Annotated in this window: 15 protein-coding genes and 7 pseudogenes; 8 read left to right on the top strand and 14 right to left on the bottom strand. The window is 64.2% G+C overall.

Annotated elements, in window-relative coordinates; all coding sequences use genetic code 11:
* The 4 genes from ACIGXE_RS34840 to ACIGXE_RS34855 all read right to left on the bottom strand — a co-directional run bounded on the left by ACIGXE_RS34840 (window position 1) and on the right by ACIGXE_RS34855 (window position 3,463).
* On the bottom strand, window positions 1-492 hold the full coding sequence (locus ACIGXE_RS34840) for a hypothetical protein (protein WP_399753961.1): 492 nt from the start codon (window positions 490-492) through the stop codon (window positions 1-3).
* Between the two features lie 567 nt (window positions 493-1,059).
* A complete protein-coding gene (locus ACIGXE_RS34845; protein ID WP_399753963.1) occupies window positions 1,060-1,557 on the bottom strand; it encodes an ATP-binding protein in 498 nt (165 codons plus the stop codon).
* A gap of 399 nt (window positions 1,558-1,956) precedes the next feature.
* Window positions 1,957-2,325, bottom strand: a complete 369-nt coding sequence (locus ACIGXE_RS34850) for a hypothetical protein (protein ID WP_399753964.1) — start codon at window positions 2,323-2,325, stop codon at window positions 1,957-1,959.
* Window positions 2,326-2,776: 451 nt separating this feature from the next.
* Window positions 2,777-3,463 (bottom strand): hypothetical protein, encoded by a 687-nt coding sequence (locus ACIGXE_RS34855; RefSeq protein ID WP_399753965.1) that lies wholly within the window; start codon window positions 3,461-3,463, stop codon window positions 2,777-2,779.
* A 431-nt stretch (window positions 3,464-3,894) separates the two neighbouring features.
* On the opposite strand from ACIGXE_RS34855, the pseudogene ACIGXE_RS34860 reads away from it, so the two are divergent.
* A pseudogene (locus ACIGXE_RS34860) lies at window positions 3,895-4,366 on the top strand (transposase family protein); the annotation flags it as partial.
* 32 nt (window positions 4,367-4,398) lie between these two features.
* Here ACIGXE_RS34860 and ACIGXE_RS34865 read toward each other — a convergent pair.
* Window positions 4,399-4,599: pseudogene (locus tag ACIGXE_RS34865) on the bottom strand (transposase family protein); the annotation flags it as partial.
* Window positions 4,600-5,554: 955 nt separating this feature from the next.
* Between ACIGXE_RS34865 and ACIGXE_RS34870 the strand changes: the two are divergent.
* The 4 genes and pseudogenes from ACIGXE_RS34870 to ACIGXE_RS34885 all read left to right on the top strand — a co-directional run bounded on the left by ACIGXE_RS34870 (window position 5,555) and on the right by ACIGXE_RS34885 (window position 8,825).
* On the top strand, window positions 5,555-6,034 hold the full coding sequence (locus ACIGXE_RS34870) for a hypothetical protein (RefSeq protein ID WP_399753967.1): 480 nt from the start codon (window positions 5,555-5,557) through the stop codon (window positions 6,032-6,034).
* Window positions 6,035-6,671: 637 nt separating this feature from the next.
* Window positions 6,672-7,136 (top strand): hypothetical protein, encoded by a 465-nt coding sequence (locus ACIGXE_RS34875; protein ID WP_399753969.1) that lies wholly within the window; start codon window positions 6,672-6,674, stop codon window positions 7,134-7,136.
* 379 nt (window positions 7,137-7,515) lie between these two features.
* Window positions 7,516-8,354 (top strand): annotated as a pseudogene (locus ACIGXE_RS34880) (IS5 family transposase).
* 3 nt (window positions 8,355-8,357) lie between these two features.
* On the top strand, window positions 8,358-8,825 hold the full coding sequence (locus ACIGXE_RS34885; RefSeq protein ID WP_399753999.1) for a transposase: 468 nt from the start codon (window positions 8,358-8,360) through the stop codon (window positions 8,823-8,825).
* Between the two features lie 32 nt (window positions 8,826-8,857).
* Here the strand turns inward: ACIGXE_RS34885 and ACIGXE_RS34890 are convergent, their stop codons facing one another.
* A complete protein-coding gene (locus ACIGXE_RS34890; RefSeq protein WP_399753970.1) occupies window positions 8,858-11,704 on the bottom strand; it encodes an AAA family ATPase in 2,847 nt (948 codons plus the stop codon).
* Between the two features lie 348 nt (window positions 11,705-12,052).
* On the opposite strand from ACIGXE_RS34890, the gene ACIGXE_RS34895 reads away from it, so the two are divergent.
* Together ACIGXE_RS34895 and ACIGXE_RS34900 are read left to right on the top strand one after the other, a co-directional pair.
* On the top strand, window positions 12,053-17,017 hold the full coding sequence (locus ACIGXE_RS34895) for an amino acid adenylation domain-containing protein (RefSeq protein ID WP_399753972.1): 4,965 nt from the start codon (window positions 12,053-12,055) through the stop codon (window positions 17,015-17,017).
* A gap of 76 nt (window positions 17,018-17,093) precedes the next feature.
* Window positions 17,094-17,504: a hypothetical protein gene (locus tag ACIGXE_RS34900; RefSeq protein ID WP_399753973.1), complete on the top strand. Its 411-nt coding sequence runs from the start codon at window positions 17,094-17,096 to the stop codon at window positions 17,502-17,504.
* 184 nt (window positions 17,505-17,688) lie between these two features.
* Here ACIGXE_RS34900 and ACIGXE_RS34905 read toward each other — a convergent pair whose 3' ends face one another.
* The 3 genes and pseudogenes from ACIGXE_RS34905 to ACIGXE_RS34915 all read right to left on the bottom strand — a co-directional run.
* On the bottom strand, window positions 17,689-17,937 hold the full coding sequence (locus ACIGXE_RS34905; protein ID WP_399753975.1) for an integrase core domain-containing protein: 249 nt from the start codon (window positions 17,935-17,937) through the stop codon (window positions 17,689-17,691).
* A 52-nt stretch (window positions 17,938-17,989) separates the two neighbouring features.
* Window positions 17,990-19,080 (bottom strand): annotated as a pseudogene (locus tag ACIGXE_RS34910) (IS30 family transposase); the annotation flags it as partial.
* Between the two features lie 265 nt (window positions 19,081-19,345).
* A pseudogene (locus ACIGXE_RS34915) lies at window positions 19,346-19,564 on the bottom strand (transposase); the annotation flags it as partial.
* Window positions 19,565-19,647: 83 nt separating this feature from the next.
* Between ACIGXE_RS34915 and ACIGXE_RS34920 the strand changes: the two are divergent.
* Window positions 19,648-19,824: a transposase family protein gene (locus ACIGXE_RS34920; protein WP_399754000.1), complete on the top strand. Its 177-nt coding sequence runs from the start codon at window positions 19,648-19,650 to the stop codon at window positions 19,822-19,824.
* Window positions 19,825-19,997: 173 nt separating this feature from the next.
* Here ACIGXE_RS34920 and ACIGXE_RS34925 read toward each other — a convergent pair whose 3' ends face one another.
* The 5 genes and pseudogenes from ACIGXE_RS34925 to ACIGXE_RS34945 form a co-directional block, all read right to left on the bottom strand.
* Window positions 19,998-20,153 (bottom strand): hypothetical protein, encoded by a 156-nt coding sequence (locus ACIGXE_RS34925; RefSeq protein ID WP_399753977.1) that lies wholly within the window; start codon window positions 20,151-20,153, stop codon window positions 19,998-20,000.
* Between the two features lie 1,088 nt (window positions 20,154-21,241).
* A pseudogene (locus ACIGXE_RS34930) lies at window positions 21,242-21,566 on the bottom strand (IS5/IS1182 family transposase); the annotation flags it as partial.
* A 190-nt stretch (window positions 21,567-21,756) separates the two neighbouring features.
* Window positions 21,757-21,933, bottom strand: a pseudogene (locus ACIGXE_RS34935) (transposase); the annotation flags it as partial.
* Between the two features lie 481 nt (window positions 21,934-22,414).
* Window positions 22,415-23,092, bottom strand: a complete 678-nt coding sequence (locus ACIGXE_RS34940) for a hypothetical protein (protein WP_399753980.1) — start codon at window positions 23,090-23,092, stop codon at window positions 22,415-22,417.
* A gap of 293 nt (window positions 23,093-23,385) precedes the next feature.
* Window positions 23,386-24,909, bottom strand: a complete 1,524-nt coding sequence (locus ACIGXE_RS34945; RefSeq protein WP_399753982.1) for a S8 family serine peptidase — start codon at window positions 24,907-24,909, stop codon at window positions 23,386-23,388.
* Window positions 24,910-26,199: the final 1,290 nt, after the last annotated feature.

A 26,199-nucleotide genomic window follows, 5' to 3' on the forward strand; every position in this document is an offset into this window, starting at 1 on the left:
TCACAGTTCCGAGATCAAGTCGAGAAAGAGAGTCCGCTGATTGAAGGCATCGTGCTCATACCACATGATGCTCACCTCACCACTGGGAGGAATCCACAGAACCGGATCCGGGTACTCGTTCGCGAGAACGGCGCCGTAGCCGGGGAATCGTGGGGATAGGTCTTGGATCAGCTCCTCAAGGTATTCTCTGGTTTCTTCGTCGATCTCGTCCTCGATCGATTCAAGGCACACCCAGCGCAGAACACGGTCCATCGAATCCACCGCAAGGACCCCCTCGCGGTCGGCGACTGGCACGGCACTGCGGCCACCGTTCAGCGGATAGTAGTTATCGAAGGCCGCCCAAAGACAGATGGGGAGGGGTGCCGGCTGCCCGTCCGGGAGAACAAGCGCCCAGGCTCGCGGGTGAGGGTCGGCCCCTGCGTAGCCGCCCGTCGCTCGCAGTCGGTCTACAGCTGCCGCGATCAGGCTTTCCGTCCGGCCGCGCTCTGCCATGGTCTGTGACCCCCTTTCCACACCTGCAACTGATGAAGACCAGCAATCGAGCCAGGACCGTGCTCATCCCGCACGGCACACGGCACCTGGCTGGTGGCTTGGTCTCCGGAAGAGCGTAGGCGCAGGCTGATGAAACTCTTCTCGGCAGACGATGGCATCGACCGCAGGTCCGCAACGTGAGTGAGCGGCGTCATTCTCCGGCTTGGCTCTGGCACTCCCAGAGCTACCCTCCAAGCCGGCTGCCTGGTCGGCCTGCCTAGGTCCGCTGCCTCGGGCCGCGCACGTGGAAGCCGCCGGCCGGCATCCGTTTGCCGCCCCCGAGGCATCTCCGCGGCCGCCGCTTTGGGCTTACCCGCTGGTTCGCACCCGGGACCCCCCAAGCCACCGGCCCCCGAACCGGCCCGCCTGGCCCTGTCGGAGACCCCCCAGGAGCGCGCCGAACGCCTGGCCACGTACGTGCTTGGGATCGGTGCGGTGCTGGTCGCGGTGGTCGCCGGCGTGGCGGGACGGGGGTGGGGTTTGCTGTGGTGGCCGGGGCGGGGAGTCGGCCGCCCCGGCTGATTGTGGTTAGGCAGTGAGGGGGAGGTCTGCCCAGTGGGTGGTGCCGTGGGGGTGGGTGTGGGTTCCGTGGGCGGTGGCGAGCAGGTTGATGATGGTGTGGCCGCGTCCGTGTTCGTCTTCGTTGCAGGAGGAGGTCCAGGGGCCTTCGGTGGGGGCGGGGCCGCCGTCTTGGACGGCGATGTGCATGGTGTTGCTGGTGCCGGGCCGGTCTAGCCGCAGGGTGATGGGGGGGAGGGCGTGTTCGACGGCGTTGGTGACCAGTTCGGAGATGACGAGGAGTATCTGGTCGGTGCTGTTCTCGTCGGCGCCCCAGGCGTCTAGGGCTGCGCGGGCGATGCGGCGGGCGGTCGCGGCGGCCTGGGGTCGGTGGGGGAGGGCCCAGGCGCAGGGCAGTTCGCTGAGGTGTCCGTGGGCCTGCTGGGGTGTGGGTGCGGCGGGGGATGTGGTGGCGTCTGGCCGGCCGTGACGCTCTGCGGCGTGGGGGGCGGCAGGGGTGGCGGTCATGGCGATCACATCCGGAGGCTTGTCGGGTGGTGATCCAGTTCCTGGCTGGGTCCTTGCGTCATTTCTACGAGAAACCCGCAAACCGGACATTGGGGGGCACCCCCAAAACCAGCCCCCAATACCCACCCCCTCCCCGCACCCAGCTGCTTGCCCCCGGTGCCAGGCGAGATGGCTGGTGTGCTGCCGGCGAGGGGCAAGCGGCTGCTCGGCCGTGGGCGGTCGACCGCCCACGGTCCGCTTCTGGCTCTTCTTCGAACGGTCCGGCCCAAAGGTAAGGCGTCACCGCCTCCAGCTGGTTGCCCGCTTAGCCGCAAGCGGCTGTGAGCCAGGTATGTCATGCCCGGCCCCCAAAAGGTACTTCCGATGTGCCGGTATGCGGCAATCCCCGCACCGCTTTACTCAAGGCGTCCTGGCTTCTTGACGTGCGGTGCGGGCGAACAGCCCTACAGCCTGGTGCCATGAAGTGCAGTGCATGTCGGCGGCCAGGGTCTCGGCCGCTTGCTGGGCTTCTGCCGACCCGCGGTAGTGCCGACGGTGGGGGAGCAGGATTAGCCACGCAGCTTCCTCAAGAGGCGCGAAGAAGGCGAGGTAGACACGCCAGCGGTGGTTTGGATGGCCTGGCCGAGAGAGGAAGAGCAGCCCTCGGCCCGCGAACACCACTCGGGTGTAGAACTCGCTCACCACCACTCGGTCGAAAAACGGGTTGCCGGCCCGCCGGGCGGCAAGGCGCACATGGGACAGGTCATCCAGCCTGAACGGCTGCTGCAAGCGCACGGATCCTCACATCACAAAGGGACGGCGATGCCGTCTTGACGTAGCGACACACCGGGCACGCCTGCCCGCGGTCCCGGGTGCCCGCAGTGGCACTATGCGGGACTAGAGGTTGCAAAGCGGCATGCGGCAGGGGGAGTAGCGCGCAGCGTGCCTCCTGCTTGCAGCCGGCAGCCACAACGCAACGGGCCGAAGGATCGAATCTAGGGTGAGCACAGGGATGTTCAGCGCGGCGGATGAGCACCGGCAGACGCTTCGGCCAAAGAGGTCCCGGACAGGCCGGTACGGACTGGGCCTGCGGGGGCGGCTCCTAGATGAGGCTGCAGCCAAGAGTAGAACGTCCCCTTCGGAGAGGGAACCGGCTGCCGCTTGTCCGCTAGGAGGCTCTCCGGCGTCGCAAGGCCCGCCAGAACCTGACGGGCCTTGCGAAAGAGCAGCTAGGGGCACATCAGAGCTGTTGGCCCCAGTCATACCCCACAGTTCTTAGCCGTATCGTCACACCGCATTTCGCCTCGGAGCCGGTGTAGCCGCCTTCGAGGGTCAAATCCAAATTCTTAAGGTCATTTGCTGTTAGCTGTCCACTACTCTTTGTAACAGCGCAGACCTCTTCGCTTTCGCTGTCGAAGTCGTAATCGTCAACTTTCACCTTCACGTTGAGCGTACTGCCCGGCTTGACAGTGGCCAGTAGAACCCTGTTGTTGCTCTTCGAGTAACCAGAAACGCAGTACGACCATCCACTTGACGAGCACAGTCGCGTATCGGCGAACTTGTAATTCACATCATTGTAAACAAAGCGCTTCTGTAGACCGCTCGCCGTTGCCCAAGAAGACACCCAAGGTGAAGCGCTCGCCTCGTCCCAACCACCGAAATTCAGAAATCCCTTTCCGCCAGACCACGGGTAGTAGCCGTCAGTTGTTTCTGCCTTGAGATAACCGAATATCTCAGCCTGACTGCAGGTCCCCACAGCACAGTCGTCGATATTTTCAAATCTGATTTTTTCAAACGACACTTCAACCTTGTAAGCAACTGGACTGACTGGAATATCGGCGGCTGCTGAATCTGCTCCTGCCCCCACTGGGACGAGCGCAGCCGCCGCCGCAGCTACCGCTAGTTTACGCATTTTAGAAACATTCATTGCAGTCCCTACTTCCAGGCTTGAATCCAGGGGAGAATGTCATCCGCAAGGCGGGGCGGCAAGAGTATTCGGCACTCAGTCGCGTTGAGTCGAAGGAGGCTGAAGGCAGCAGGATAATTTTCCGAAAAATGCGGATCTTGTGCAAATTCAATATGAGCGGCGCGCTCTGAATGCGGCAATCAGGACGTGATCTGTTACGGCAGCAGGACATCTGCTTCCCTGATCTCAAACTGCTTCCTCGCCGCACATGGAACGAGGAATGACAGTGAGCTCTTTCAGAGTGGCCATTGATCGGGTGATGGGCTGAGGTTCCGTAACGCACGAGGCTCCCGTGCTGTTGAGAGAGGTGTTCGACGTCTCAACTCATTAGCGCAGGAGCTTCGTTGGTTGCCGCACTCGGCCTACCGCATGCCCTGGTTGAGTGGGTATCCATGCTCATCGTCACCCGTGAGGGTGACCGCCGCCGCAAGCTCCCGCCCCACCAGCGTGCGCTCGTCGGCCTGGTCTACCTTCGCCGCCACGACACGCTCGCGCAGATGGCCGCCAGCTTCGGCATATCCGTCGGCGCCGCCCACGCTTACGTCAAAGCAGATCGAGCATCTGACCCCCAAGGGCGCCCGGCTGCCGCGTGTCCTGCGCGAGACCGATCCCGATCACGTCCTGCTGAACGGGACCCTCGCCGAGTGCGACCGCGTCGGTGACAGCCGGGACGATTTCTCACAGAAGCACCCCGTCACGGCGTGAACCTGCAGGTCATCGCCGATCCCACCGGCAAGCCGCTGTGGATCTCGTCCGCGCTGCCCGGCCGCAGCCACGACCTGACCGCGGCCCGCACCCACCGCATCATCCGGATCTGCGAACGCCACCGGCGTACCCGTCCTCCCCAACCGCGCCTACATCGGCGTCCTTACGGGGTCTCTAGCGGCACGGCACGGCTACGCGTCGCCTGCTCCCTGGTAGGCGTTGTCGGTCAGGACGGGAATGCCCAGGCGGATGCACGGGGCGATGATCCGGTGCCGGCGGGCTGCGGCGAGGCCGTGGGTGCGGCCGGCCAAGGCTGGTGAAATCCAGACCACCATTCTGTCCGGTGCCTCGGTGACCTGCAGGTTCACGCTGTGACAACGGTGCTTGGCCCAATAGCCGGCGCGGCTGTCACCGACCCGGTCTCATTTCGGCGAGGGTCGAGCAGGACGTAGCGGGCGTGAAGCTCTCAAGGTCGCTGTCAAGCCTGGTGCCCGGTCGGCCAGGATCCCGACCACGGAATGAACCTAGGCGTGGGCGGCGCTCACGCTGACCCCGGAGCCAGCCGCGCGCTGGGGCAGGGCGTCGTTCGTTCGCGAGTACACCAACCAGTACGGCAGGGGGACGCTGGAAGGCGGGGCTTACGCGGTCATCCTCCCGGTGACGGTCAGCATCGTGACCCACTCCACGAGTGCCTATACGCCTTGCCGTCGCGTCCTGACTGCTGCCGCCCCCAAGCACCGCCAGCGGCTCCCTGCCTCCAAGGGCGCAGAGCGGAGCCTGGCGGACAGAAGCGCAGGGCGGAACCGCCCATTTCGCCGCCCGACAGGCACACAAGCACACGAAGCTTTCGGCAGAGACGGCCCCCTTGGTCCGGCAACCCCTCTACCAGGGGCTTCACTCTTCTCCCAGCCCAACAGCCCATCAGGCATGGCACGTTGGAAAGAGCTCAGTGCAGGCGCCCCGTCGGCCCGGACGCCCGCAGGCGGTGGATACCATGGCGCTAGACGTCGGAGACCTCCAAAAAAGTCCCCTCGCCTGTGAAGGGGAACGTGGTGATGAGCCAGGAATTCGGTTCATTTGCGCGGTGCGGGATTAGGGCACCCCATTTCGCCTGTATCGTTCTTTGCCGAATACACATCCGTCACGCTGCTGTCGAGTCACCAGAGGAAATAAGCCCCTCGGACGTAATGCGGAGTCAGCGTCCGCAGGATCGTCCGGCGTCGTTCTGGGCATCGGAGCCTGAAAGAGGTACAAGGGGAATAATCTGTGTAGTCAGGTCGGCGAGCGCGGAGACCTGAGTATACGTCCCCCTGTCGCCTCAGCTCCCCTGGCGTCGATTATCCTCGCATGAATCTTAGGAACAGCGCAAAGGTTGTGCTTTCATCTGTAGTCGCGTTTCCCCTGATTGCAGGCTTGGCTATCGGCAGCGCGGCCCCTGCTTCAGCGGCATACTCTCCGTCAGTCAGCCTGATGGCCTACAACTGCGGCACGGCTCAGAACCTGAGTGGAACGACGATTGCGGAGACCCAGAGTTGCCTGCAGGTCCAGACTGGACCTTTCCCGACCATCTGGAATCCTGTTACGTACGTCAGAAACAAGAGCGCCTATTCGTGGCTCAATGACGTCGATATCACCGTATTCGACGGCATTGTGTACAAGACTGTCTGTCACTTCGATGCGATCCCTCCGGGAGAAATGCGTAAGTGTGAGCCGTACTGGTGGTCGTCACCCACGGGCACCAGTCACCAGACAAACGGCACAGTTAGTGCAGTCATTAACTCGGCAATTTCGATCGGATACTCCTCTTCCAAGTATGTGATTGTCTAGTCTCGAGTTAGGGATAAGAGTGGCCTGAGAGCCTGACGGGCTGCAGGAGTCCGCTGACTGCATATACGCGGGACTAAGCAGCTCGTTCGGCGGGATTCCCTGCGGGCCGGGTCTGGCGTGGTGGCACCATCGCCGGGCCCGGCTCAAAGACCCGTGGCCGCGATGAAGGCGGCGTAGCGCCTGTGTCCCGTGCAGCGACCCACAGCAGCCGCGAGCTGCCGCATGATCCGGCGTCTCGCCAGCACGCCGTACCCAGCAGGGCTCTTTGCCTCAGGGGAAGTGCCGACCGCTGCCAGAGCGCGTACACCCTCGCGTCGCAGGTCGTCGTGGCAGGCGGCGTGATCTTGTATGCGGACCCGACCGGAGTCCAGTGGGGCGCCATCTTCCGCACAATGCCCCGCGCACGCACTGAGCCTCCGCCAACGTAAAGTTGGTGGTCAAAGGGCTGATGTGGCCGGCGCTCGGAGTGCTCATGCTGGTCGTGGGCGGAAGTCCACGCTGAAGATCGTTTGTGTGGGGCGGGGTAGGGGATACGCCCCCGTAGGTACGCTTCGGCTGGGGCCTCGTTGGGCGAACGTGGCGTGTGAGAGGGGCTGTAGTCAGTGGCGGGTACCTGGCTGTCTATCCGGTGGAGTTGGTGTCCGGGCACGGTGGGGATCTGTGGCCTCGTCCCGGCAGGGTCTTCGCCGCCTCGCGCTCGCACTCCTTCGCCCAGTTCGCGACGGCTGTCGATCTCGCGTTCGCGCGCTGGGACCTTGCTCACCTGCACCTGTTGACCCTGTCTGACGGCACTGGGGTCAGTCCGCTGGAGTGGTGGGGCGGAGAGGCCCCGGACGGGACGGTCGACGGTCATGCGACCAAACTGAGCAGGCTGCAGGCCGGTGAGCAGTTCGCCTATGTTTTCGACACGGGCGATGACTGGGCCCATCTGTGCACGGTCGGGGAGAAGCGGATCGATCCCGTCGATGAGCTGGGCAGGACACCACCTGACCACCCTGTCCCGTACTGGGGCTGGGGCAACCTTCGGATCAGTACGCACGGCGCTGGGACGGCGACGACGGTGAGTCGCCCAGCCGAAGCGGCCGGCCCGGGGCCTCAGTGATCTGCCGCCGATCCTGCCGTGGTGGGGTGAGCACCGCCGCGGGTGATCACCCTGCCGCCGGTGTCCGCGTTTGCGGGAGGCGGGATGGCCGGGACGGCTGAACGGGTGACAGTGGTGTGTGCGAGGCTTCGTGTCATGCGCAACGACCTTCCTCTGAGAGGGCGTCTATGTAGGTCAAGTCCTATATGCGGCTCTCGCCCCTGGCCTGTTTGAGGGCTTTCATGCGGTAGGTGGCGGATGGCGCTCTGTAGGAGGGAGGCTCGGCAATCCGTCTTGCTCGCTTCTGTACCTGTAAATCCCTCTGGTTTGAAGTTGCCGCGGAATCACCCAATGAGTAGCGGAAGCGAGCCCTCCGGCTTACTCATGCTCATGCCGCGCCGTGAGCGAGCGCAAGCCGTACCCCAGCGACCTGTCCGACGCCCGATGGGCCCTGATCGAGCCGACGTTGACGGCCTGGCGCAATGCCCGGCTCGAACGACGCCCCACCGGCCAGCCGGCCAAAATCGATTTACGCGATGTGTTCAACGCGATCCTCTACATCAACCGCACGGGAATCCCCTAAAAATACCTTCCGCACGATTTCCCCAGCCACGGCACCGTCTACGCCTACTACGCAGCCTGGCGCGACGAGGGAGTCTTCGCCCGCTCAACGACGACCTGACCGGCCTGGCCCGCGTCAAGGAAGGCCCGCAAGCCCGAGCCGACCGCCTCGGTCATCGACACCCAGAGTGTCAAGACCTCCACCAACGTGCCCCTGACCAGCCAGGGCACCGATGCCGGAAGAAGATCGTCGGACGGAAGCGCGGCATCCTCACCGACACGATCGGCCTCATCCTCGCCGTGACCGTCGCCGGCGCCGGCCTCTCCGAGAACGCCATAGGAATACGACTCCTCGACCAGGCGAAAGCGACGTACCCGACCATCGCGAAAAGCTGGGTCGACACCGGCCTCAAGAACACCGTCGTCGAGCAAGGCGCCCGCCTCGGAATCGACGTCGAAGTCGTCAACCGCGACCCCGAAAAGCGCGGCTTCCACGTCCTGAAAAGACGCTGGGTGGTCGAGCGGAGCATCGGCTGGATCATGACGCACCGCCGCCTCGCCCGCGACTACGAGACCCTCACCATCAGCTCCGAAGCCATGATCCACATCGCCTCGATCGACAACCTCACCAAGCGGATAACGGGCGAGGCCACACCAACCTGGCGAAGAACCTACTAGGGCATACAGTGCAATACACCCAGATCAAACGCCCTCTCACAACTCGCGTATAAAGCCAAGCCGTTCATGAACCTGGTCGCCCAGGTCATGACGCAGGAGCCCTACGCCAGCGCCAGACGGGTGTTCTGGATCGTCGACAACGGTTCCTCCCACCGCAGCAAGAAGGCCGTCGACCGGCTCACCGCCGCGTTCCCGAACGCCGTCATGGTCCACACCCCGATCCACGCCTCCTGGCTGAACCAGGTGGAGATCTACTTCTCCGTCATCCAGCGCAAGGTCGTCTCACCCAACGACTTCACCCACCTCACCCAGGTCGGGGACCGGCTCCGAGCCTTCGAAGACCGCTACAACGCCACGGCACAGCCGTTCCAGTGGAAGTTCACCACCTCCGACCTGGACGATCTGCTGGCTAGGCTCGACCGGCACACCGCCGATCGCCAGGAAGAATCCTGGCTCCGCCTCGCCGCATGATCAACCCCCGTAGGACTTCCGGAGCCGACCACTTAGTATTGTCGGATGTTTCGATTTGACAGTGCTTCGTTCAGCCGCTCGCGCCGGTTGATTCCGAGTTTCCGAAATGCTGCGCGGAGGTGGCCCTCTACGGTTTTTACCGTAATAAACTGCTGCTGTGCAATCTGGCGGTTGGTGAGCCCCTGCGCGGCGAGGTGGGAGATTCGCACCTCGCTGGCCGTGAGTGAATCCGGCCCTTCCTGGATGGTGACTTCCGCCAGCGGGTAGCCCGCAGCATGGAGTTCGGCGCGGGCCTCCTCCGCGACCGGAGTAGCCTGATGTGCACGGGCGAGGTTGAACGCGGCTGTCAGGTGGGGACGGGCCTGAGCGCGAGCGTTGTTACGGCGCAGCGCAGAGCCCAGGGCGAGGAGTGATTTGGCGTGCTCGACCCGGGCCGTAGAGGGTTTGAGGACATCGGTTGCTTCTTGGAGGAGGTCGATCCCTGCTTTGCCCGGGGTGAGCAGTCCAGTAATTCGCAGTGCTCGGCCGAGTGAGTAGGCGGCGCCCCATCGGCGGGCTAGCTCGAGTTCGGTTGCGGCGTATTCTCTGGCTTCGCGGTCACGGTGTAGGGCGTGCAGGCTGATTGCCGCTTCGGAGCGCCAGGCGATGACGGCTGGATTGTGTCCTCCGGTGGCGGCGAATCGGCGGCCCGTTTGCAGGGCGATCTGAAGGGCTTCTTCGTGGTGGCCCTGAATATTCAGCAGCCGGCTCGCGGCGTGCGGGTGGTACAGCAGGAAGCCAGATCGGGCCATTAGTTGAGGGATGTGGGTCTTGTCCAGCTCGGCTTCGGCTTCGGCAAGGCGTCCTTGCTCGATCATCGTCTCCGCCAGGAGGCCTCCGGCTGTGGGGGCAGCGAGGGCCCAGTCGATCAGGTCCAGATGGTGTTCCGCTTCGCGTAGGTCGGTCTCTGCATCCGTGAGGTTCCCGCGCCGCAACCAGCCCAGGCCTCGGTAGAGGTGGCATAGGGAGAGCGCTGCCGAGGTGCCGTTGGCTCGTGCTTCGGCTATGAGGGTGTCGAAGGCGGCGATTCCCTCGTCAGGGTCCCCCACTACCAGTACCCAGCAGCCGATCTGGAGCGGGAAGGTTCCGCGTCCGGCCGCGGCGCGGGCGGACGGCCATGCGAGAGCCGCACGGGCTCGCCCGAGGCCGTTAGGGTCGCCGAGGTACGTGTCGTACGCGGCGATCATGCAATCCAGCATGCCCGCTTCGACAGTGTCGGCCGCTGGCAGGTTCCTTAGGGGATCTACGCGCTCGAATAGCTGGTTGTACCCGACCGCGATCATCGGAATGTTGAGGAGGGCGGCCTCGAGAGCACGGCGGGCGCCGTCTTGAGCGGGGGGCAGGTGATCGATCGTTTCGGTCAGTATTTCCGCGGCCTCCTCGGTCCGCCCCAGGAATGGCAAGAGGCTGCCCAGCGCGCCAGCGATCTGGGCTTTGTGTGCAGGGTCGCCAGTAAGGCGGAGTGCCTGTTTGTAGAGGTCGGCGGCGGTCGGCAGGTCAACGCGGGCGGCAGCCAGGCCTGCCTGTGTCAGCAACTCTAGCCGCAGGTCGGTGGGGAGCTGCTCGGCCAGCAAGCGGTGCAGGTACGCCAGTGCTGCTTCGGGTGCGCCGTCCTTCAGTGCCTCGGCGGCGGCCTGACGCAGCACGGTGACGGTCTGTGATTCGAAGCCTGGAGGCAGGCGGAGCAGGTGGGCAGCAGCCCGTTCGGTGCTCTGGCCAGCTTCGACAAGTATTTGTACGGCCTGGGCATGGTACTTGATGCGGCGGCTGCGATCGGTCTGTTTGTAGACCGCTGCCTCCACCAGGGGGTGCCGGAATCGGTGCACTTCGGGAAGAGCATTCCCTTGACCGGGTGCGAGCAGGTCGGCGCGTTCGAGATACTCGATGCCATGGGCAACCTCAGCTGCGGCCAGGCCGGTCAGCCGGGCGATATTCGTGAGGGTGCTGTCGGAGCCGAGTACTGCGGCGGCCTCGGCGATACGCAGGTGTTCCGGCGGCAGTCGGCGCAATTCGTGTGCTACTCGCCGCGATACCGCATGTTTGCCAATATCGAGCACTTTGGGGATATTGGCGGCAACCGGTTTGACGTTCTGTAGATCTAGTGCGTGCACTAGCTCATTCAGTAGCAGCGGATTTCCGCCGCTGGCGTGGTGGCATGCGCCAGAGAAATCATCAGGGCAATGGCCGAACGTGGTCGACAGGAATGCGCCCACAGCCCGCGCGCTCAACGGCGCCAGCGGCAGCCTGCGGCAGAGGGAATGGTTTACGACTACATCGATCAGATGGGCGGCTGCCCTGGGCTCGTGTTCTCGGGCACTGGCGACAATCAGCAGCGGCAGGCCTTCCAGCCGGGGCAGCAGGTAGGCCAGGAACCGAAGCGAGGGCTCGTCCGCCCAGTGCAGATCATCCAAGATCAAAGCCGTCGGGCCGGCGAGGCTCAGGTTGAAGACCAACCAGTACAGCCCGTAAAGGACCGCCGGCTCCCCGGGAGTGCTCTCAGCTGCTACCGACCTCTGCCCCAGGACGCTCTCGGCCGCGGTGGCGGCGCCGGACAGCAGCTTCGCGCGGTCCTGCTCCGACACCCTGGCCATAGGCATGTCGAACAATTGCCTAACCAGGCCGAAAGGGACTTCGCGCTCCAGCACGGCTCCCTCGCCAGCCAGCACCCGCATCCCCTGCTGGGCGGCGAGCCGGCGCGCCTCGTGCAGCAGGCGCGTCTTGCCAGCTCCGGCCGGCCCGAGAACCACGATCGCGGCGCCAGAGCCCGCCATGGCCGCCTGCGCTGCCTCCTTCAGGGCTCCCAACTCCTGCTCTCGCTCAATTAGCACGTCTTTAGCCATGGGACCAGAGTATGTGCGCCTCGCGTGCAGGACACTTCCAGATCCATCGGCGCTCAAGGGTGGCCCGAGGGAAAGGCGAGGGTTGTGTCGCGGGTGCTCCCCTGCGCGGGATCCCCGGGTCGGCCACGGGTGCGGGGCGCGACCGTTTCGCTAATTCTTCGATAGGCGCATTCACCCTTCCTTCTGCATCGGCCAGAATGGCCGCCGAATAATTTCCACACTTTTCAAAAAGTGCAATCCGGCACCATTGCGCCGCGTGGCAGCAGACGGCCGACATTTTTCACCTGCCCAGCAGACTGAATGCGGCCCGGAGGCGTTTCCATTCAATCGATATAAGGTCACTTCTACATGACACGCAACTCCGATTTCGATGTGTCTTCTGACTGTTTTCCCGGCGTCCGGGAGGGCGAGGCCAGGAGGTTTCCGGCCGACACTGGCGTGCACGCCCTGGTGGAGCGCTGGGCGGAGTCCACCCCGGATGCGGTGGCAGTTGCCTGCGGCAGCGAGTCGCTCACATACATGGAGCTGACCAGGCGGGCGAATCAACTGGCGCACCACTTCATCGGACTGGGAATCAAGCGGGGAAATCGGGTTGGGGTCCGCCTGCCGCGCGGAATTGATGCGGTGGTGGCGTTTTTGGCGGCCTGGAAGGCCGGAGCAGCATATGTGCCGATAGACCCCTCGTACCCGCAGGAACGGCTGCGCTACCTCCAAGAGGACTGTGACGCTGCCCTGGTACTGGATGCGGATCTCCTGGCAGCCAGCGCTCCTTCGATCGCCGCCCAGCCCGGGCGCGCTCCCGATGTCAACATCACGGGCCGAGATCTTGCATACATAATATATACATCAGGGTCGACCGGACAGCCCAAGGGCGTACAGATCGAGCACCGAAGTATCGCGAATCTGGTCACTGGATGCACCCACTTGCAGTGCGCCCCTGGCTCTCGAATCTTACAAGCGGCATCGATTTCCTTCGATGCCGCGACCTACGAGATCTGGCTGGCGCTGACGTCCGGAGCCCAGCTGATTCCGGTTCCGCAGCACATGCCAAGCAGTGCAGATCTAGCAAATCTGGTTCGGGGATTCCAGGTTACTCACGCCTTCTTAGCCATGCCTCTGTTCCATCGGCAGGTGGATGAACAGCCGGGATCCCTTTCAAATCTGCATGTCCTGGTTGCAGGCGGCGAAGCCATGAGCCCAACCCATGCGAAGGCCGCATTGGATACCGCTCCGAACATGGTGCTAATCAATAGCTACGGGCCGAGCGAGGCCACTGTCGAAGCGTGCTTCCATGTGGTGGCCGCCGGGGATCTGCGGCATGGCACTGTGCCGATCGGGCGGCCGGCGGCCAACGTGCGGGCAGTTGTCCTCAACGCCCAGGGCCAGCCGGTACCGGTCGGCGTGGAAGGCGAGTTGTATCTCGGTGGCCCGGGCCTAGCACGCGGATACCACAACCGCCCTGACTTGACCGCGCAGCGATTTGTCACCGACCCGTTCAGTAACGCCCCGCAGGCACGCCTTTATCGGACAGGGGACGTGGTGCGCTGGCGGGCGGACGGCCTATTGGAGTTCTGTGGTCGCGTCGACCAGCAGATCAAACTCCACGGGGTGCGCATCGAACCAGGTGAGGTCGAACACGTGCTGCGTCAGCACCCGGGAATCGGCCAGACCGTCGTCGTGCGCCGGGAGGACCGCCCCGGCCGCCCCTACCTGGCCGCCTACTACACCACCACGGGCATCTGCGGTCCCACTCCCGGCGCTTTGCGCTCGCACGCGGCGCGCTACCTGCCGTCGCACTCCATCCCTGCCGCATTCACCGAGCTGGAAGCGCTGCCGCTTACCACGCACGGCAAGGTCGACATTTCGGCACTGCCGGTTCCGCCGAAGGCCCGGGATGCAGGACACGGGGAGATGGTGGGGCCGCGCTCGCCGTTGGAAGCAGACCTCATCACATTGTGGCAGGAGGCACTCGACATCCCAGAAGCCTCAATCCACGACGGCTTCATTGCGCTGGGCGGGGGCTCACTGGAGGCAATGCGAATTGCGGCCGCGGTGGGAAAGCGCTTCGGAGTGCAAGTACCTCTGTCGCTATTACTGCCGCAGGGTACCATCGCCGACCTGGCCGAGTTCATAGACGGGGCCGCCACGGATACTACCAGGCACGTGACCCCGATCCCGCAGGTAGCGCGAAGCGGGGGCGTGCCGGCCACAGCGGGGCAGCACGGGTTGTGGTTCCACGACCAGGCCCATCCGGGTAGCGCTGTATACAGTGAAATCGCCCCGCTGCGGCTGCGCGGGATCGTTGATGTGGGCGTGCTGCGCCGGTGCGTGGAGCAGCTGGTTGCACGGCATGAGCCCCTGCGCACCGCGCTGATCCTCGAGGGCGACCGGCTGACGCAGCATATCCGGCCCGAGGCCAAGGTAGTGCTGGCCGAGGTCGAGCTGGCTGGGCTGGAGGACGGCGAACGGGAGACTGCGCTAGCGCAGGTCGTGCGCCAGCTGGTCGGGCAGCCATGCGATCTGGCTCGTGGCCCGCATCTGCGCGCCCACCTGATCCGAATGGGCGAACTGGATCATCTGCTGGTTTTGTCGATGCACCATGCAGCGATGGACGGCTGGTCCGCGAACATCCTGTTTGCGGAACTGGCCGAACTGTACCGGGCCCTGGCCTCCGGTAGGCAGCCAGCACTGGATCCGCTCCAGGTGCAGTACGCCGACTTCGCCGCCTGGCAGCACCAACAGCTGGAACAGGGTGGCTTCGAGGAGGAGGCGGCCTACTGGCGTCGGCAGCTGGCCGGGGTTTCTGAGCGGTTGGAACTGCCAGCCGATATGCCCCGACCGGAATATCCCAGCGGGCAGGGGGCGCTGGCCCGCACCCGGCTTCCGCGCACACTACTCACCCGCATCGACAAGTTGGCCCGGGAAACAGGGACCACCCGCTACATGGTGCTGTTGGCCGCCTTCCAGCTGCTGTTGGCCCGCCATACCGCAACCGACGACATTGTCGTGGGCACCCCGGCCTCCGGCCGCACCCACCCCGACCTGGACCGCGCGGTGGGCTACTTCATCACCATGCTGCCGCTGCGCACCCGCATCAACACCGGCATCTCGTTCCGGGACCTGCTGGCCCGGGTGCGCACCACCGTCCTCGACGCCTATGCCCACCAGCAACTGCCCTTCCCTGCCCTGGTACAGGCCTGCGGCATTGAAACCGACTCTCTGACCCCTCTGGTGCAGGCCGCCTTGGTGCCCGAGGACGTTTACGCCCACGCCTTCACGCTCGGCGACCAGCTGGATGCCGAGTTCGAGTACCACGACCTGGGCATCGCTAAATACGACCTCACCCTGGCCCTGATCCCCGACACCGGCAGTGACGGGCTGCGGATCAACACCGAGTACCGCACTGACCTGTTCCACCCGGCCACCATCGAACGATTCCTGGGCCACCTGCACACCCTGCTCGAATCCGCCACCCTCACGCCGGACGCCCCTGTGGGGCAGCTGGAAATCCTTTCCAAGGCCGAACGTGCCCAGCTCTGCGGCGGCTTCGACGGCCCCACCCAGGACTTCCCCAGCACAGGAGTGCATGACCTCGTCGCACGGTGGGCTAAGGACACCCCCAACGCGGTGGCAGTGACCGCGGCAGACACGAGTGAGTCGCTGACCTACGCTCAGCTGGAGGAGCGGGCCAACCGCCTCGCCCGCTACCTGGCCGAGCGAGGCGCCGACCCCGGCACCCGGATCGGGGTCCGCCTGCCCCGCGGCATCGACGCGGTCGTGACCTTCCTCGCGATCCTCAAGACCGGCGCGGCCTACGTGCCGCTCGACCCGGCCCACCCCCGCGAGCGGCTGGAGTACATGACCCGAGACGCCGGACTCGTCCTGGAAGTCACGCCGGGCCTGCTGCAGCGCGATGCTGCGGTGATTGCCGCCTGCCTGATGTCGGCCCCGGCGGTCGCCTGGCGGGCCGATGACGTCGCCTATGTCATCTACACGTCCGGCTCGACCGGGCTGCCCAAGGGCGTGGAGGTCACGCACCGCAACGTGGTGGATCTGGTGGTCGGCGCAGGGTATGCGCGGCTGAGTGCAGGCATGCGGCATCTGCACGCGGCGTCTACCTCGTTCGACATGGCGACCTTCGAGATCTGGGCGACACTGATCACCGGCGGCCGGCTAATCGTGGCGCCTTCCTCGGCGATGACCACACACCAGTTCGGCGAACTGATACGAACCCAGGAGATCACCCACGCGCACCTGCCGACCGCGCTGTTCCACCGCCGGGTGGAAGAAGACCCGGCCTGCCTCAAGGGCCTGCACACGGTGATGGTCGGCGGCGAGGCACTGAAGGCAGAACATGCCAGCGCGGCGCTGCGCGCCAATCCGGGCCTTCGGCTGATCAACGGCTACGGGCCGACCGAGACCACGGTGTACGCCACTTACCATGTGCTCACCGACCCCGAGCGGGTCCCTTCCCCGGTGCCGATCGGCCGGCCGACCCCCAACACCCGCATCCGGATCCTTGACCAGGATCTGCGCCCTGTTCCCGTCGGGATCCCCGGCGAGCTGTACCTCGGCGGGCCGGGGCTCGCCGCCGGCTACCTGGACCGGCCGGAGCTGACCGCCGAACGGTTCATCCCCTACCCCGGCGATCCCTCCGAGCGCCTCTACCGCACCGGCGACCTCGTTTCCTGGAACACCGACGGCACCCTCGCCTACCGGGGCCGCATCGACGACCAGGTCAAACTGCACGGCTACCGGATCGAACCCGGCGAGATCGAAACCGTCCTGCACACCCATCCCGGTATCAGTGCTGTACATGTTGTCCGCCGCGAGGACGACCCCGGCCGACCCTACCTAGCGGCCTACTACATCACCCGCGGCACAACCGTCCCTCCCGCCGAACTAACCGATCTGGCCGCAGCCCGCTTGCCCTCATACATGGTGCCCCGGGTCTGGATTGCACTGGAGCGACTCCCCCTCACCAGCAACGGGAAGATCGACCGCGCCGCTCTGCCCACCCCCCCAAGCCCTGCCACACCCGCACCCCAGGCCAGCACCAGCGAAGACCTGGAGGAAGCGGTCGCGACTATCTGGCGGAGCGTGATCATGGCCGACGCCATCGGCCCAAATGAACGACTTTTCGATATTGGCGGTGCTTCCCTGCACGTCGCCGGGATCCACCAGGCGGCGCGCGAGAAATTTGATCTGCCCGGCCTCTACATGAGGGACCTGTTCGCGCATCCCACTATCCGCACCTACGCCCAGCACATCCGGAATCTGCTGTCAAAGAACTCCGCGCGACGAACCCCCTAGCGCCACCCCTCTAAACAAGGACGCCAGCACATATCCCCTCCGCCTCCCCAAACCATCCCCCCGATTAGGAAAAGTAATGGAACTCACAAGAATCCTGGCCGTAAAATCCGTCTACGATGCCTTCCTGTCGGGAGATTTGTCAGAACTCCCCTCCACATTCTCCTGTAACTTCGAATATTTCACACCCGAGGCCCGATCGGCCATAGTGGGCTGGCAGAATTTCATGCACCGCGAGATCGAGCTTGCGGCAGAATGTGGAGCCCGTCTTGAGGACATTGAATTTGCCGAAGGGCCCGAGACGGTGATCTCAATAGTGCGGCACAGGATAGATCGTACCACTCCAGAACTCGGCGCCTACACTTTTAAGTCCGGAGATCATAAAATGATAATGAATTGCACTATATGGCGATTCAATAAAGAAGATCTGATAGTGCGCGTGGAATCATTCCCCATGTCTGCGAGGTTGCCGCGTACTGCTGATCTTTGATCGGATGTTTGACGAGTAGTGCGAGTGCAGGCATACCGGACGTATGGGGCAGCGAACTCGTAGAGAAAACAGGCCGGCGGACCTGGAGCGACGTCGGTTGCAGGCGGCGGATCTGTGGTTGCGTCCGGGGAAGTGGTGTAACGGCCAGCTGAAGTTCCCCCCCCTGATGTTGGACAGCGTGTTTCTACGCTGCGGGGGTGAGGTCGCACTGTAGCAGGACGCGGGTCTCGAGCGGGGTGAGGTATCCGAACTCGGGATGCCGGCGGAGTCTGGTGCGGATGTACTCAACCTCGATGAATCGGAAGACGTCGGCACGGGCCGCTGCCCGGCTGTCCCACACGCGGGTACCGATCTCCGCCTTGAACAGGCCGAAGAAGCTTTCGGCTGCGGCGTTATCGCAACAGGACCCGGTCCTGCCCATGGACTGCTGCATCCCCAACTTCTGCATCTCCCTTCGGAATTCGTTGGACGTGTACTCACTGGATTCAACTGGTCGTTGCATCACCGGTTTGGTGGAGCAACAGTAGCTGTTCGTTGAACGCCTCGGCCGGTGTCTTCCAACCGAGCGTCTTGCGGGGGCTGGTGTTCAGAGCGTGGGCGACAGCCTCGAGCTCCTCGGCGGACCACCTCGAGAGATCCGTTCCTTTCGGGAAGTACTGGCGCAGGAGCCCGTTGGTGTTCTCGTTCGTGCCGCGCTGCCACGGACTGTGGGGATCGGCGAAGAACACGGGAATGCCGGTCTCGACTCTGAATTGCGCGTGCGCCGACAGCTCCTTTCCTCGGTCCCAGGTCAGCGACCGCGTCAGTGGCCCAGGCAGAGACGACATCGCGCTGGCAAGGGCGTTCTTCATGGTGATCGCCCCGTAGCCGGCGAACGCGGGCCCGTTCTTGACCGTGGGCTTGTGCCGGTAGCCTTCCTCGCGCGGGAGGTGGATCAGCATCGTGAGTGGACCGCTCGACGACGGTGCCGATCGCGGAACGCTCCAGCCCGATGATCAGGTCGCCCTCCCAGTGGCCGCGGCGCGGTCCTCGGCCTCGGCGGGCCGTTCGCTGATGAGCGTCTCGGGTGTGACGTGTGCCCAGGTCTTGCGACGCGAGCGAGCCCTCGGCGCGCCAAGTGCACGGCCTATGCGAAGGCACAGGATCAGCTCGCGCTTGAGCGCTCCGCGGCCCTGAATGTAGAGCGCCTGGTAGATCGCCTCATGGCTGATACGCATGGACTCATCATCCGGGAAATCGAGTTTGATCCGGTTCGCTATCTGCTCCGGACTCCACGCCTCAACCCACGCACGGTCCTTGCGGTGCGGCTTGTTCCGTCCCGTCCACTCGCCGGTCGCGGGTCCTGCGACCGGCGACCGCCCTGCCGCCGGGCGTGCTGATCTGTCCGGACAGCCGTTCCTGGACATACGCGTGCAACCGTGGATTAGCGACCAGCCTCGCCGTCTTCGGGCGGCGTGCGGCCATGTCGGCCTTCCACTGCGCGACCGACGCACCGTCGGCTGATGCGACCGCGTCGGCGTAATTCGGCGTGGACCGCGGAGCGCCGTAGGCACCGCGGGAGGCCGCGTGGATCTCGCGGATCTCGGCCGCCAGGTCCTCCTCCTCGGCCTGGCGGGCCGCGGCGGCCGGCCGCGACGCGAACCAGCTGTAGTAGGTGGACCGGGGCAGGCCGAGCACGCGGCACAGCAACGCCACCGGATAGCCCTAGGGGTTGTTGTCGGCGCAGGCCTTCTCCGCGTCGATGAAGCGGCACACGTCGCCCACTTCACGATCTCCTTCGCGAAGAAGGCCGCGGCTTTTACCAGGATCTCGTTCGCCCTCTTCACCTCGGCCAGCTCGCGGCGGATCCGCCGCAGCTCCTCGCGCTCATCGCTGGTCAGCGCACCAGCAGGGCCCTGGCCCCGGTCGGTCTTCGCCTGCTTCACCCACGAGCGCAGGCCCTCGGCGCTGACGCCGAGCTCCCGCGAGACCTCGGTCGGGGTCCGACCGGTCGAGAGGACCAGATCCACCGCGTCCTTCTTGAACTCGGCCGTGTACCGCTTACCACTCTTGCCACTCACGATCAGGACTGCTTCCTCCGGGACCAACCGTCCCAGTATCGAGCTGTCCAAGATCCGGGGGGAACTTCAGCGGGGAAGGGGTCCTGATCGACGACACCCTCATCCCAACCCCGCGCCGCACCGGCATGGCCGACCGGCGAAACCACTCCGGAAAGCACCCCCGTCACGGCCTGCCCGTCCTCGCACTGACCGACGAGGACGGGCGCCTGATCTTGATATCCGTCGCCCGGCCCGGCCGCACCCACGACAACCGTCGATGACCACTCGCGGCGTCTGGCCCACAGCGATATCTTGCCCGACGAACGTCAGCACATCCCGTCGCCTTCCGACAGCGGGTGAACGCAGCATCCTTCCAAGCGCACACATGGCCATCGAAGCGCGTCCTGCCCGATAACGGCGCCTGCTACAAGTCCAAGGCGGACAGGAGGGAGCCCTACTCGTCGCCTGTGCTCTGCTCCACAATGACGCCATCTGCGGTTGCCCCAGTGCCCTGTTCCACAATGACGCCGGCCGATGCGACGCCAGCCGACGTCACGATGCCCAGAAGGACGGTGGCAAACGCAAGAGTACATTTCATCTTGACGTTCATGTCTGACTCCTAATGGCTATTTGATCGGCATTTCTGCGAGAATGACAGCGGCGCATTCCGTCGGGACGAGCCATTGCTACTCATTCTCGTACCGTGACTGGCGCTCAACCGGGTGTACCTGCCTGTCTCGCTGCGATCGGGCTCGGGGGAGGGGGCTTGAGCAGGGTGCTGGGATCTGGGTCACGGATGTCGAGCCAATGCTGAGCGCACGCGCGCGGCGAAGGGCGAGTGCGGTGGGTCAGGACGTCCTGACGAAGCAATCCCCAGGCGGGGGCCGCTGCCGGCAGGAACGCGGCGCCAGCCGGCTTCTCGCGTGCCAGAGATGCCCTCTGTGTTTGCTCAGTTCAGGGAGATATCCGGGCGTGATGGCCCTGTGCCGCGTCCAGGCGGGAAGGTCTCCGCACGGTTCGGCGTCAGCCTGCAAAGGAAGGCGACCGCTCCGGGTACTCGCCCGAATGGAGCCGCTTTTCGGGTCGTGGCGCAGGCGGCCCGGCCGGTCCTGCATCCCCCGCAGCTCCTTCTAGCCCGCAAGACGGCGTGAGCTGCTGCGTGATCCGTTCGTGTGCTCCCCAGGACAGGCCCACCAAAGGGCCTGTCCTGGGGGAAGGCATACGGCCGGCTCTCGTGGGACCGCGCCGACGCCCTCGCGTAGCAGACACCGTCACCGCCTCCCCGGATCAGTGGCCATCCTGGGAAGGCTTCTTCTGCGACACGCCTTCAGTGGCCGACTGCATCGGCGTGGAATTTCCGTTGAGGAGTATTCACTCAAGCGGGAACAGGGCGGGGGGTGGACCGTGGAGGGGAGTGGCGCCGCAGAAGTCGCAGGCTAGAGCGGGCTTCCCTGACGGTCTGCTCAGCGCAAAGATGCCTTGTCTTCTAAGCGCCACCTCCCAAGATCCCCGGCCCGTCGCTTCCCTGGCGCAAGGGCCGGCGGCCCGACCTCGGCGCGGTGACTACAACCCCTGGTCAGGCCAAGGGACGGGGCGAGGCCGCGCCCGGCCTCGCCCCTGATCCCTGAATTTATGGGCCGCCAAGCCGCCGGGAGCTGCGTTATCGTGCTTGGACCGCGTGCACCAGCGAGGGCAGGTCGCGCGTATGTTGGAGCGGATGAGCAGTCGTCTGAGCCGGTGGAGCCAGGCGAAGATCCGCTCCATGACCCGCCGTGTCTTGCCCAGACCGGTGGCGATCTCGGGTGTGATGCCACGAGTCCGGAGGATACGGCGTACTTTCGAAGTCAGCCGCGGTCGGAGCACAGTCGGCCAGGCGGGGTATCGCGTCCAGCAGGGGTGCCGGCTGGGTGACATCGGGGCGGTCTCCACTGGTCGGAGTGACGACGGCAAGAGGAGTGCCGTGACGGTCGACGACCAGGCGGTGCTTGCTGTCCGGCCGTGCACGGTCGACCGGCGAAAGTCCGCCCCAGACCGGCCAGGGCTTCGGCGGGACAGGGATCTCGGTCCCGTCCATGATGCCGGTCTGCCCACTGACGCCGAGGCCATCGGTGACCTCGGCAAAGGGTTCGCAGCCGGACGCTGGGGCTGATCGTGCACCCACGCTCGGCAAGCAGAGGCCGTATCTCGCCGAAAGCCCTGGTGACAGTGGATCGGTCGATCCCGAACCAGCAGACCGGCACGTCGTGAGGGGCCCCGTGGCGGAGGGGGACGAGGGCGGCCAGGGACCGGTCGACGAACACGAATCGGTGCTTCGCGCCGCCTCCCACAGCACGCTCCCCCGGCCGAGAGGCCAGCATGGATTCGTGTCGCCAATGCCATACAGGCCCCATGTTGCGGTGAGTTCACCGTCCGCATCCGCCGACAGCCCCGTGATCAGGCGATTGCTGACGATCACTGCACGAGACGCGTTCCCTGCCACCCGACCATAATCAACCATCCAGGGCCCGAGATCTCACCGCTACCCCTTCATGAGCTCGTTAGGGCTACTCATCCCGGGCGTCCGTCTGGTCCTGCGCAAGCGCACGATCCGGGCGGTGATCCCGCAAACCTACCGACCGTATTGCTAAGCCGCAAACGCCGGGGCAGCAAGGGCGGCAGGTCCTCGGCTTCGATAACACCACCTGCAGGCAGCGGAACACCGCCAGCCGATTAATCAACATAACTGGAGGTGTGGTATGACACCGCACCCACAAGCTACCTCGCGGCTCTGTCGATGATCTGGGTCAGCCAACTCGCCTGGACCACCTGGTGCTATAACCCAGTATGAGAGGCAGGGGACACCCCACAGGGCAGCGTAAGCAGTGATGTTCCTCAAACTGGCAGATCAGCGGGTTGCTTCAGAGCCTCGTGCATTTCATTCCACAGGAGGTCGAACGCACTGAAGCATTCGCCTGCGAGGGTGATGCATGCAGCCCTAGACGTTTCGTCAAGCTCGATCAAAGTGAGCTGTTCTTTCATCTCTTCGTCGCCGATTTCGTGACTCTCCTCCGCGAGAAGATGGGTCTCGCCGAAGAAGAGAAAATCTTCAACCAGCCCGACACGCGCCAGAGCCGCACTGTAGCGGGGGAAGAATAACTGGGCTGTGGCCTCCAGTGATTCGATCAGGGCGATTCGTTCTGCGTCGGATTTGAGCGCCATGCATAATGCGGAAATTCGATAGGACATGAAACGAATTGACTCGTGTTCTGGACCAAAAACCTCATCCACCCTGGGTAGTTGTCCGCTGACTTTCCTCAAGTCCTGCAGGAACCACTTGTCGTGACCACAATCCTCCTCGTAATGCTGCTGGAGTATCTCGACGTAAGGGGATTCGGTGGCGAGGTCTCTATTCATTTTGAGGACGTCTTGGAATGTCATGACCCAGAATGTGAGAACCGGGATAACTGACTTGATTGCTCCCAGGTCTTCCAAGGACTCAAGGGCGGTGAAGAACGGGTGGCGCTCCGTGTCGGCGCGCAACTCCTCTATTCGCTCGAAAACTTCTTTCATGGATATTTCCTTCTTTCCGTCGGGCTATCCGGCTTTTCTGTGGCGGTCATGCGGGGTGCACGGGCAAGCCCCTGCCAGGTGGCAGCCGGGCGGCACTGCTTTTCCAACCTGGCATCCGTGCTGTTCGCGCCCTGGTGCCGGTGAGGTCTGCATCGTTGGCACGGGTTCTTGACCAGGAGTTCCATGGTCGGCCGAGGGCTCTGGAGACCCCCCCGCAGGTTCCTCGCGCCGGCAAACACATCAGGTTGGAAAGGCTCAGTGTTATGCGGCGCTTCGCTTTCTGACAGATTGAGTTAGGGCGCCGTGACAGCGTCGAGGGCGTTGACGATGCCGAAGCCGTAGAAGCCGTTAACGGGCTTGGGGCCTTCGCAGACAGAGTCTGCAACGCCGTTCCCATCCGGGTCGTATAGCCCAGTCGGGCATCCGGGATTATCTGCCTGCTCCTTCAGTAGCTCCTGCAGCATTTCAGGTGTTGCCGCCGGGTGCGTGCTCTTCAGCAGGGCTGCGACACCCGCTGCGTGCGGGCCCGCCATGGAGGTGCCTTGCAGGAAGGCGTATCCGTTGTTGGGCATTGTTGAAAGAATCCGGCCGTTTTTCGACGGAGTGTCTGGAATCTGGTACTTATCGCCGCCCGGAGCTGCGACGTCGACCACGTTTCGGCCGTAGTTGGAGTAGTAGGATTTTATGTTCTGCACGCCCGTCGCTGATACCGTGACGATTCCGGGTAGCTGGGCTGGTATGTCCCAGCACTCGCGCGGGTTGATGGTGCGCACGACTGGGGCTGTGTCATCAGGGCTGGTGTCGTCTGTGATGGACGCCGCGGCCAGGTTGTGGTTAGCGTTACCGGCCGATGCGACGTGCAGCGTTCCCTTGCTTTGGGCGTAGAGCGATGCGCGGTTGACCGCGTCGACGATGGCCTTTTGGTCAGGGTCGTCGAGACAGTTGTAGAGCCAGGGGTCGATATAGTAGCTGTTATTCGTGATTTCGACGCCGTGGTCCGCGGCAAACATGAAGGCGCAGACTACGCTTTCCGGGTAAAAGAGGCTGGTTTCCGGGTCGCTCACCTTGATCGCTGAAATTTTCACACCCGGAGCGACGCCGGAAATTCCTATGCCGTTGCGTGCGGCGGCGATCGAACCCGCGACATGAGTACCGTGATAGTCGCTGGCAGGGTCGTAGGGGCGCCAGGCACCTTCGCTCGTATCGGCGACGCCGCCCACACAGTTAGCGGACTGGCTCTTGGAGAAGTTGGGGGCTAGATCCGGATGGGTGTCGTCAACCCCCGTGTCAATGACCGCGACGGTGACATTGCTGCTGCCAGGATTGATTTTCGCGGCACGATCGGCTCCGATAGCCCGCAAGTCCCATTGATCAGCCTCAAGAGGCTCCGCTCCCGGAACGTCGGTCGCGGTAGCTGCCGGGCTTCCCGCGAGGTACTCCGGTGCACCAATTTCGGTGGTCACCGCGGCCTGTAGGGGTGCGGTACGTGTCGCTCCTGCGCTCTGCACACCCTTGATGGTGCGCATCTGCTGGGGAAAATTGGTGTTTGCTGAATGGACTACGAGCACGCCGATTTTCTCGTAGGCTACGACGATAGTGCCCCCGGCGGTGGCTGCGGCCTTCTTGACTCTTTCGATCGTGGCAGCGTCGGCCTTGGTGTTCACGACGTATGACAGCTGGGGGCCGTCGCTGGTTTGGAGCGCCACGTTCTGGGGCGCGGCTGACGCCGTGCCCGGCAGGAAGGCGAGGGAGACGGTCAGAGCCAGCCCGATGGGTGCGGCAAGAACGCGTCTGTGTCCGGGTTTGGGGGCAGCCATAGGTACTCTCCACATCATGAAAAACGCCCGATGCGATGCATGGGCGTGCTTCGGCGGCGGCTCCCGCCGCCGGCAAGTCCCAGAGCAACGAGGCCGGGCCTGACTTGTCTCTGCCGGCAGGCCGCGGTCTTCCTTCGGCGAAGGATACGGCCGGGTCGTGCCGCCTATAGGAGGCGATGTCCGCTGGGCACCGTCAGTGCATCACAAAGCCGTACTTCAGACCTGAGTATTTACCGCTCCGGCGGTTTCCACGCCATGCGTAGCCTTACCTGGCAAGTGTCAATTGACCGTCTTGTGCCTGTGGCTGGGTGCCGTTGACGAAGCTCCGCGTCGGGAGGCGGCAAGAGCCGGCCCGGCGACTGGCAAGTATTGGCTGGGGAGGGCTTGACGGGCCGGTGAGGCGTGTCCGTCCCTCTGAATGGCCGGCTCACTTGCGGCAGGTATTGGTTACTCTTCCCCTGTCCGAGGGCAGGGCGTTTGATCGGTTAAGTGGTCATACGTGGCGCAGGGCCAACCTGTCCGCTCTGGCTGATGCGTGTGCAAGTATTCCTGCTCAGGGTGGAGTAGCTGATGCTGTGCTGCTGATTTTCACTTTCCGGCAGGCGTAGTGTAGTTATAGCGCGCATGCTAGTATTTTACCTTTTCTGAGGCTCGCCTAGATGTTGTGCAATTCTCTTCCTGTCCTGTCCGGTTTATTCCATGCTGCTCACAGTGGATCGGGTGAACTCTCCTCCGCCGCATCCGTGCCTCAACTGATCGATGAAGGATGCCCTTTCCTCGGACGCGGTTACGGTGGAGTCCGGGCGGAACGTACTACTTGCCTATGGAGAGCTCTGCAGTCATGTCGGCCAGTTAGCCCTCCACCGTGTGCCATGTATGGCAGACAGCCTTTGACGGGCCGGATGGCGGCGCACGATGCCAGTCAGGAAGCGGACGGAAAGTTCCCAGGCTGCAGGCCTCGAGTACGCGCGGGACAGATGGTCCAGAACCGCGAAAGGCAACCGTATGGCGGGACGGGCCCGGCTCGCTGGCGTCGCCACCGTCTGCAACACATCGCCGCGCGCTTCCAGCTGCTGACGTTACCGGTATACCTGATGAGCCTCTGCACCTTGCGGAGGACGCGATGCGGTGGAGGACCTACAGCGTTCGGGAGTTCCGAGGACGCGTCCAACCCTCAGGCCAAGCCGCATGAGGTACACCGCACTCGGGCCAGAACGATAAGGGGCTGCGCCGGCATGCGGAGACTTCCACCCCGCTCGCAGCCCGCAACCGCTACCAGTCCTGCCCCTC

Origin of the sequence: Streptomyces sp. NPDC053431 (genome assembly GCF_044544925.1) — a bacterium.
Classification (GTDB): domain Bacteria; phylum Actinomycetota; class Actinomycetes; order Streptomycetales; family Streptomycetaceae; genus Streptomyces.